The sequence below is a fragment of the Methyloceanibacter marginalis genome, assembly GCF_001723295.1.
GTDB lineage: Bacteria > Pseudomonadota > Alphaproteobacteria > Rhizobiales > Methyloligellaceae > Methyloceanibacter > Methyloceanibacter marginalis.
In genome coordinates this window covers 1-8,320 of sequence record NZ_LPWD01000283.1, presented here as the reverse complement: position 1 = coordinate 8,320, position 8,320 = coordinate 1, and the positions used below count along the sequence as shown (strand labels likewise).

Annotated in this window: 10 protein-coding genes; 8 read left to right on the top strand and 2 right to left on the bottom strand. The window is 63.1% G+C overall.

All coding sequences use genetic code 11. From position 1 onward, the window contains the following. The 8 genes from AUC71_RS10890 to AUC71_RS10860 form a co-directional block, all read left to right on the top strand. On the top strand, nucleotides 1-577 hold a 577-nt coding region (locus AUC71_RS10890; protein ID WP_069624285.1), incomplete at its 5' end, for a 16S rRNA (uracil(1498)-N(3))-methyltransferase. Nucleotides 578-717: 140 nt separating this feature from the next. Then, entirely contained in the window at nucleotides 718-1,626 is a 909-nt protein-coding gene (cyoA, locus tag AUC71_RS10885; RefSeq protein ID WP_141701616.1) for a ubiquinol oxidase subunit II, read from the top strand. A 5-nt stretch (nucleotides 1,627-1,631) separates the two neighbouring features. Further along, nucleotides 1,632-3,671 carry a cbb3-type cytochrome c oxidase subunit I gene (locus tag AUC71_RS10880; protein ID WP_069624284.1) on the top strand — a complete coding sequence of 680 codons (2,040 nt, stop codon included), beginning with the start codon at nucleotides 1,632-1,634 and terminating at the stop codon, nucleotides 3,669-3,671. After that, nucleotides 3,668-4,270, top strand: coding sequence for a cytochrome o ubiquinol oxidase subunit III (gene cyoC / locus AUC71_RS10875; protein WP_083238293.1), 603 nt, complete (start codon nucleotides 3,668-3,670; stop codon nucleotides 4,268-4,270). Before AUC71_RS10880 ends, cyoC begins: the two co-directional genes overlap by 4 nt. After that, the gene (locus AUC71_RS21975) at nucleotides 4,270-4,404 is read left to right on the top strand and encodes a hypothetical protein (protein WP_280139309.1); all 135 of its coding nucleotides are present in this window, start codon (nucleotides 4,270-4,272) and stop codon (nucleotides 4,402-4,404) included. Before cyoC ends, AUC71_RS21975 begins: the two co-directional genes overlap by 1 nt. Beyond that, nucleotides 4,383-4,589 carry a cytochrome o ubiquinol oxidase subunit IV gene (locus AUC71_RS21240; RefSeq protein ID WP_244500914.1) on the top strand — a complete coding sequence of 69 codons (207 nt, stop codon included), beginning with the start codon at nucleotides 4,383-4,385 and terminating at the stop codon, nucleotides 4,587-4,589. Before AUC71_RS21975 ends, AUC71_RS21240 begins: the two co-directional genes overlap by 22 nt. Before the next feature lie 138 nt (nucleotides 4,590-4,727). Continuing rightward, complete coding sequence (locus tag AUC71_RS10865) at nucleotides 4,728-6,107, top strand: glutamate--cysteine ligase (RefSeq protein ID WP_069624283.1); 1,380 nt, start codon at nucleotides 4,728-4,730, stop codon at nucleotides 6,105-6,107. Between the two features lie 19 nt (nucleotides 6,108-6,126). Next, the gene (locus tag AUC71_RS10860) at nucleotides 6,127-6,708 is read left to right on the top strand and encodes an NADPH-dependent FMN reductase (protein WP_069624282.1); all 582 of its coding nucleotides are present in this window, start codon (nucleotides 6,127-6,129) and stop codon (nucleotides 6,706-6,708) included. A 15-nt stretch (nucleotides 6,709-6,723) separates the two neighbouring features. Here the strand turns inward: AUC71_RS10860 and AUC71_RS10855 are convergent, their stop codons facing one another. Together AUC71_RS10855 and AUC71_RS10850 are read right to left on the bottom strand one after the other, a co-directional pair. Continuing rightward, on the bottom strand, nucleotides 6,724-7,578 hold the full coding sequence (locus tag AUC71_RS10855) for a DUF3108 domain-containing protein (RefSeq protein WP_069624281.1): 855 nt from the start codon (nucleotides 7,576-7,578) through the stop codon (nucleotides 6,724-6,726). 53 nt (nucleotides 7,579-7,631) lie between these two features. Then, the coding region (locus AUC71_RS10850) for an oxidoreductase (RefSeq protein WP_483127805.1) at nucleotides 7,632-8,320 on the bottom strand (689 nt) is incomplete at its 5' end.

Genomic DNA, 8,320 nt, shown 5'->3' with positions numbered 1-8,320 from the left:
GCGCGCGCGCGCCGCCGCCGTCGGCAAGAAGAAGGTGACGCTCGCCGCTGAACACCAGACGCGCGCGCAAGAAGGCGGCCCCGACCTGCATTATCTGTTCGCGCCGATCAAGCGCGCACGTCTCGACTACATGGCACAGAAAGCCACCGAGATGGGCGCGAGCCTGCTTCAGCCTGTCATCACCCGCCGCACGGTCGCCGAGCGCGTCAAGATCGAACGTCTCGAATCGAACGCGGTCGAGGCGGCGGAGCAATGTGGGATATTGCGCGTGCCCGAGGTGCGGGCGCCTGAAAAGCTTGAAGGTCTGATCGAAGACTGGGATCAGGACCGGCTCCTCATCTTCGCCGACGAGGCCGCACCCACCGCTTCGCCGCTCGAAACCCTGGCGGCACAGACCCCGCGGCCGCTCGCCGTGCTGATCGGACCCGAAGGCGGATTCGAACCTGAGGAGCGCGCGCTGCTGTTGCGTCAGTCTTACGTCGTGCCGGTTTCGCTCGGCCCGCGCATTATGCGCGCCGATACGGCAGCAATTGCCTGTCTTGCGTTGGTCAATGCCGTGCTCGGCGACTGGCACTGACAAATGCCTCGGACAAGTTTGACGCAATTTTCACAATAGGCCGGCTTTCGGGCCTTTGAGGTCGCAGAATCGCCTCGAACCGGCTAGGTTTGATTCGGATTTCGGACGTCCGACTGCAAATCGAACCGCAAGGCGTGATCGTGAGACCAGCTCTTGCTTATCGATCATTGGCGTTGGCCCTTGGCGCGGCCTTGCTCTGTGCCGGCTGCAGCGTCATCGACGGTCCGGTTCTCGATCCGAAAGGCCCCATCACGCTCGCCGAGCGGGATCTCCTGTTCCAAGCCATCGGCATCATGATGATCGTGATCATCCCGGTGTTCGTGATGGCCGCGCTGTTTATGTGGCGCTACCGCGGCACCAACAAGAGCGCCCGCTATACGCCCAACCTCGCTTATTACTGGCCGGCGGAGGTTCTCGTCTGGGGCGTGCCCGCGGCCATCATCGTCTGGCTTGGCCTGCATCTGTGGCACGACACCTACAAATACGATCCCTACAACCAGATCGACCCGAGCGTGAAACCGCTCGAGGTTCAGGCCATCGCGCAAGACTGGAAGTGGCTGTTTGTCTATCCGGAGCACGATGTCGCCGTGGTCAACGAACTGGCCATTCCGGTCGATACGCCGGTCAGCATCACCATCACCTCCGACACGGTGATGAACTCGCTGATCATCCCCGCGCTCGGCGGCCAGATCTATGCCATGGCCGGCATGCAGACGCGGCTCAATTTGCTGGCCGACAAGCCGGGCACGTTCTGGGGGCGCAATGTTCAGTACAGCGGCACGGGCTTTGCCAATCAGCAGTTTCAGACGCTCGCCACCTCGAAGGAAGACTTCGACGCCTGGATGGAAAAGGCGAAGCAATCCTCGCAGCCTCTGGACGCAGCCACCTACGAGAAGCTCGCCAAGCCGAGCGAGAAGGTTCCGGTGACCTACTACTCGGGCGTCGAACCAGGCCTGTTCGACAAGATCATCGCCAAATACAGCCACGGTGACGTGGATCGAGAGCCGCACGCCGCGCACGCGGATAGCGCGGCCGAACCAGCGGAATAGGACCAGTGGATTTCTTCGGACGACTGACCATCGACTCCCTGCCGTTCTACAGCGCCATTGCCGCTTCGGGTGCGGGCGTCACCGTGCTCGGCGCGCTGTCGGTGATGGCGGTCATCACTTATTTCGGCGCCTGGCGGCTCGTGCTGTTCGACTGGGTGTCGAGCATCGATCACAAGAAGATCGGCATCATGTACGTCATGGTCGCGCTCGTCATGCTGATGCGCGGCTTCATCGACGCCGCCATGATGCGCTCGCAGCAGGCCATCGCCTACAACAACGAAGGCTATCTGCCGCCCGATCATTTCGATCAGATATTCTCGTCGCACGGCACGATCATGATCTTCTTCATGGCCATGCCGTTCCTGTCGGGCTTGATCAATCTGATCATGCCGCAGCAGATCGGCTCGCGCGACGTCGCCTTCCCCTTCATGAATTCGATCAGCCTGTGGCTGACTACGGCCGGCGCGGGTCTCGTGCTGATCTCGCTCGTGATTGGCAAGTTCTCGACCGCCGGCTGGACCGGCTATCCGCCTTATTCGGGCTCGCAGTTCACGCCGGGCGTCGGCGTCGATTACTGGCTCTGGGCGGTGCTGATCTCCGGCATCGGTTCGACCATGAGCGGCATCAATTTCCTGGTGACGATCGTCAAGTGCCGCGCGCCCGGCATGACCATGTTCCGGCTGCCGCTGTTCACCTGGACCGTGTTCGTCACCAGCATTTTGATGATCTTCGCGTTTCCCGCGCTCACCGTTGCTTGCGGCGCGCTGATGCTCGACCGCACGCTCGGCTTCCACTTTTTCACCAACGAGGCCGGCGGCAACATGATGAACTACATCAACCTATTCTGGTTGTGGGGTCATCCCGAGGTCTACATCCTCATCCTGCCCGCCTTCGGCGTGTTCTCCGAGGTCGTCGCTGTCTTCAGCCAGAAGCGGCTGTTCGGCTACATCTCGCTGGTGCTCGCCACCATGGCCATCGGCATCCTGTCCTTCACCGTCTGGCTGCATCACTTCTTCACCATGGGCTCGAGCGCGCGGGTCAACTCCTTCTTCGGCACCATGACCACGATCATCGCCGTGCCGACCGGCGTGAAGGTGTTCGACTGGCTGCTCACCATGTATCGCGGCCGCATCATCTTCAAACCGCCGATGCTCTACACGCTCGGCTTCCTCGTGACATTTGTCATCGGCGGACTATCCGGCGTGCTGCTGGCGCTGCCGCCCATCGATTATCTGATGCACAACACGACGTTCCTGATCGCCCACTTCCACAACATGATCATTCCGGGCGTGCTGTTTGGCTATCTCGCCGGCTACATGTTCTGGTTCCCCAAGGCGTTCGGCTTCAAGCTGAACGAATGGTGGGGCGCGGCATCGTTCTGGTGCTGGATTATCGGCTTCTATCTCGCCTTCATGCCGCTCTACGTGCTGGGTCTGCTCGGCATGCCGCGCCGCATGGAGCACTACGAGATCGCCGCCTGGCAGCCGCATCTCATCGTCGCGGCCATCGGTGCCTTCATTATCTTCTTGGGGATTGTCTGCCTGGGCGTGCAGCTCGCCGTCAGCATCCGCGACCGCAACAAGGCGCTCGATCTCACGGGCGATCCCTGGAACGGCCGCTCACTCGAATGGGCCACGTCCTCGCCGGCGGCGCCGTACAATTTCGCTGTGGTGCCGCAGGTGCAGAGCATCGATGCGTGGTGGGACATGAGGCGCGCGGCGTCGCTTATGAGCCGCCCGGCAGAATACGAGGACATCTCGATTCCGAAGAACACGTTCATCGGCGCGGTAATCGGCGGCGCCGGCTTCGTCTTCGGCTTCGCCATGGTCTGGTACATCTGGTGGCTCGCCATCCTCTGCCTTGCCGTGATTTTCGTTGCCATCGTCATCCGCGCCTCCGATGACGACACCGACTATGTGATGCCCGCGAGCGAGGTGAAGAAGATCGAAGACGCGCGCTTCGCCCAGCTTGCCAAGGCGCCTAAGAACGAAATGGCGGACGATCCGGGCTTTGCCGGTCAGCCTATGCCGGAGCCCTCCACATGACCGCCGCCGCCGACACCATGACCGTCACGCCGCAAGACGCGCAGAAATACGAGGAGAAGGAGTTCGGCTTCTGGCTCTATCTGATGAGCGACGCGATCATCTTCGCCTGCCTGTTCGCCACCTATCTTGTGATGGTCGGCAACGCGGCCGGCGGTCCGACCGGCAAAGAGCTGTTCAGCCTGGAGCGTGCGGCCGCGGAGACGGCCTTGCTGCTGTTCAGCAGCACCACGTTCGGCGTCGCCGCCGTGGCCCTATCACAGGGCGACAGGTCCAAGGTGCTGTTGTGGCTCGCCGTCACCTTCGCACTGGGCGCGGGCTTTATCTTCCTCGAATTCGGCGAGTTCGCCGGCATGATTGCCGAAGGGGCTGGCCCTGACCGCAGCGGCTTCCTGTCGGCCTTCTTCACGCTGGTCGGCACCCATGGGCTGCATGTGAGCGTGGGGCTTCTCTGGATCCTGGTGATGATCGGTCAGGTTCTGTTCAAGGGGCTCACCGCGCCGGTCGCCTCCCGGGTGATGCGGCTCGGCCTCTTCTGGCACTTTCTCGACATCATCTGGGTCGTGATCTTCTCCGTCGTCTATTTGCCGGGATTATTGTGATGGATGCCATTTCTGGAATTCCGGTCGAACGGACCCTCAAGCCTTATCTGATCGGCATCGTGCTCGCCCTGATCCTGACCGCGATCCCCTTCGGCATCGTCGCCTCGGAGCTATGGAGCGTCAGACCGCGCTGATCGTCATCGCTATCTTCGCGGTGATCCAGATCCTGGTGCATTTGCACTTCTTCCTGCATATCGACTTCCGGTCCACGCCGCGCGAGAACCTGATCGCGCTCGCCTTCGCCTGCGTGCTCATTTTCATCATGGTCGGCGGCAGCCTGTGGATCATGTTCGACCTCTACCACCGCATGATGGTCTGAGGACGGGAGGTCAGGCTTTCGTGATTGTGCGGAACTGCCCCTTGCCGCGCCTCGCGCCCGGCGCAATATAGAGTTGTCCTGTACCCCCGGGACGCCAGCCCCCTAGAAGCCACGTCCTCCAAGCGGAGTTCCCCTCGAATGTCGACACGTGTGAATGGGCCGAAGAGCCCCGTCATCGAGTCGCGGAACGAGCTCGTCGCCTATCTCGAGGCAGGATCGAAGCCGGAAAGCGAATGGCGCATCGGCACCGAGCACGAGAAGTTCGGCTTCAACGTCAAGGACAACTCGCCCGTGCCCTATGGGGGAAAACACGGCATCCAGGCGCTCCTGGAGATGCACCACAATTGCTATTGCTGGGACCCCGTGCGCGAGGACGGCAACATCATCGCGCTGTCCTGCACCGATTGTCCCATCGGCGGGTCCATCAGCCTCGAGCCGGGCGGTCAGCTCGAGCTTTCCGGCGCGCCGCTCAAGACCATCCATGAGACCGAAAAAGAGCTTCGCCAGCATCTGTCCCAGGTGGGCGGCGTGGCGCGGCAACTGGGCATCGGCTTCATCGGCCTCGGCTTCTCGCCCAAATGGACGCTTCAAGAACTGCCGCTCATGCCGAAAGAGCGCTACCGCATCATGAAGCGCTACATGCCCACACGCGGCAAGCGCGGCCTCGACATGATGTTCCGCACCGCGACCGTGCAGGTGAACATGGATTTCGGCAGCGAAGCGGACATGGTCAAGAAGCTGAGGGTGGGGCTCGCGCTTCAGCCCGTGGTTACGGCGCTGTTCGCCAACTCGCCCTTCACCGAAGGCAAGCCCAACGGCTTCCAGTCCTATCGCGCGGAAGTGTGGCGCGACACCGATCCCGACCGCACCGGCATGCTGCCCTTCGCCTTCGAGGGCGGTATGGGGTTCGAGCGCTATGTGGATTACGCGCTCGATGTGCCGATGTATTTCGTCTATCGCAACGGCCGCTATATCGACGTGGCAGGCAGCTCCTTCCGCGACTTTCTCGCAGGCAAGCTCGAAGCGTTGCCGGGCATGAAGCCCACCATGGAGGATTGGGCGGATCATCTCACCACGCTCTTCCCCGAGGTGCGGCTCAAGAAGTTCCTGGAGATGCGCGGCGCCGACGCCGGCCCCTTCGATTTCTTGATGGCGCTGCCGGCGCTCTGGGCTGGGCTCCTGTATGACAAGACCTCGCTCGATGCCGCCGCCGGCCTCATCGCCGGCTGGACGGCCGAGGAGCGGCAGACCATGCGCGACCAGGTTCCGCGGCTCGGACTGAAGACCCCGTTCCGCGGCCGGACCTTGCGCGAGATCGCCCGCGAGATGCTGGCGCTTGCCGAAGGCGGCCTGCTGCGCCGCGCGCGCAACGGCGAGGGCGAGGACGAGACGGGCGCGCTCAAGTCCTTGATTGAGGTGGTCGAGACCGGACGCACCCAGTCGGACCGTCTCCTTGCCGCCTATGAGGGGCCGTGGGGGGGCGATATCAACCAGCTGTTCAAGGCCGAGGCGATGTAGCGCCTGGATCGGAGACGGAATGGCTCTTCTCTTCCCAGTTATTCTCGGCTCCGTGCGCCGCGACCGCCAGGGCATCAAGGCGGCGCGTTACATCATCGGCAAGCTCGCAGCCCGCGGACACGAGCCCGTGCTGGTCGACCCTTGCGATAAAGAGCTCCCGCTGCTCGACCGCATGTACAAGGAATATCCAAAGGGCGAGGCGCCGCCGGTTCTCGAAGAGCTGGCGGATCTGTTTCGCCGCGCCGACGGCTTCGTCATCGTCAGCGCCGAATACAATCAGTCCGTGCCGCCGGCTTTGAAGAATCTCCTCGATCATTTTCTCGAGGAGTATTTTTGGCGCCCCTCGGCGATCGTGTCCTATTCCGCCGGGCGTTTCGGCGGCGTGCGCGCCGCCGTGGCCTTGCGCACGATCCTCTCTGAAATGGGCATGCCGAGCGTACCGTCGGTGCTGTCGATCCCGACGATCGGCAAAGCGCTAAAAGAGGATGGCTCGGCGACGCAGGAGTGGATCGACGAGGCGGCCGCCCGCTTCATCGACGAGTTCGTGTGGTACGCGAAGGCCCTCAAGGCGCAACGGGACGCCGAATCCACGCCCTATTGAGCGGCTGGAATGTTCTCAAGGCGCCGCGGCGCGTTGGGCGCCGACAGCCACTTTCATGTCCGTGAGCGTCACCGTGCCGGTGCCCCAGGCGGTCGGCACCAGCACTTTGTAGGGGACGTAGAATTCCGTTCCCGGTACGGACACCAGCCAGGCTTCGACCTCGTCCGTTTTCTGCATGAACTGCACGCCGGGATGATCGGGCCGGTAGCCGCCGATTGGCTCGTAGCGCACCCGGCATACGGCGACGCGTGCGGAAAGTCCCTTCGGGGCGCCTCTGCCCAGCGTCTCCGTCCGCTTCGGCGTGAGCGCGATATTGAAACGCTGCCTGCCGTCGAACACCTTGATCGTTTGCCCGCAGACTTTCAGGTCGCCGGGCGGGGCGTCCGAGCGCACCGAGAGGAAGGCTGCGGTGAGCGGATCGAGAACACCCTTCAGCTGTTCCGCGGTAACGGGAAGGTCGCGCGGGTTCGGCTTCTTGTGCGGCACGATCTTGACGTCGCTCACGGCCCCGCCGGCGAAGCTCATGCGGAGCTGCTGGCTCTTCTTGCTGTCTTCGTAGGACAGGGTGTAGCGCGCCGGTTGCGGGCTTTCTTCCGTGAGCCTCCCGTTGCTCGTGGTCTTGCCGGTCGCCTTGTAGAGCAGGCCGGCGAGCAACGAGAAACGGCCGTCGGCTGCCATCTCGTAGGCGCTTGCCGAATATGCCGCCGTCACCGTGAATTCGCCGAGATTGATGCCGGCGAGACCGGCGCATAGGTCGCGACGATCCGGCCGGCAGCCGGCACCGCCTCGCCGGCGCTTGGAGAGGGCGCCAGGCCCGCAAGCACCAGGCAAGCGATTATGGAGCCGGTACGCCTCGCTCCCATCGCTCATCCCTCCGATCGCCAAGCTTGGAGTGTACCCCACAGGAAGTCCAAATTGGGGCCTCAAGCGGCGACTTCCTCCAGGGTGGGATAGTCGGCGTAGCCGCGTTCATCGCCGCCATAGAACGTGTCTTGGTCAGGCTCGTTGAGGGGCGCGTTCTTCTCCAGCCGCTCCACGAGATCCGGGTTGGCGAGGAACAATTTGCCGAATGCCACCAGATCCACCGCGCCGGACTCGACGGCCTCGATCGCCCGTTCGCGGTCATAGCCGTTATTCGCCATGTAGGCGCCCGAGAAGGCCGCGCGCAGCTTGGCCATGTCCGCCCCCGGAGGCAGGTCGCGCGACTGCCCCATCTCGCCCTCGACGAGATGGACATAGCCCAGTCCGGCGTCATTGGCGCGGGCGATGGCCGCCGTAAACGTCTTCATCGGATCGCTATCCGACATGTCGTTGAACTTCGAGAACGGGCTGAAGCGCACGCCAACTCGCTTCGCCGGGTAGACCCTCGTGACGGCCTCCAAGACTTCGGCGAGAAGGCGCGTACGGTTCTCGACGCTGCCGCCATAGGCGTCGGTCCGCTTATTGGTGCCGTCGCGAAGAAACTGATCGATCAGATAGCCGTTGGCCGCGTGGACCTCGACGCCGTCGAAGCCGCCTGGCGCGCGTTCTCGGCCGCCTTGCGGTAGTCCTCGATCAACGCCGGAATTTCCTCGAGCTCGAGCGCGCGGGTCGGAGACGGTCGGCAAAGCCG

Coding starts and splice junctions, on each gene's coding strand:
- cyoC (WP_083238293.1), top strand. CDS start 3,668: ATGACCGCCGCCGCCGACACCATGACCGTCACGCCGCAAGACGCGCAG.
- AUC71_RS21975 (WP_280139309.1), top strand. CDS start 4,270: ATGGATGCCATTTCTGGAATTCCGGTCGAACGGACCCTCAAGCCTTAT.
- AUC71_RS21240 (WP_244500914.1), top strand. CDS start 4,383: ATGGAGCGTCAGACCGCGCTGATCGTCATCGCTATCTTCGCGGTGATC.
- AUC71_RS10865 (WP_069624283.1), top strand. CDS start 4,728: ATGTCGACACGTGTGAATGGGCCGAAGAGCCCCGTCATCGAGTCGCGG.
- AUC71_RS10860 (WP_069624282.1), top strand. CDS start 6,127: ATGGCTCTTCTCTTCCCAGTTATTCTCGGCTCCGTGCGCCGCGACCGC.
- AUC71_RS10855 (WP_069624281.1), bottom strand. CDS start 7,578: ATGAGCGATGGGAGCGAGGCGTACCGGCTCCATAATCGCTTGCCTGGT.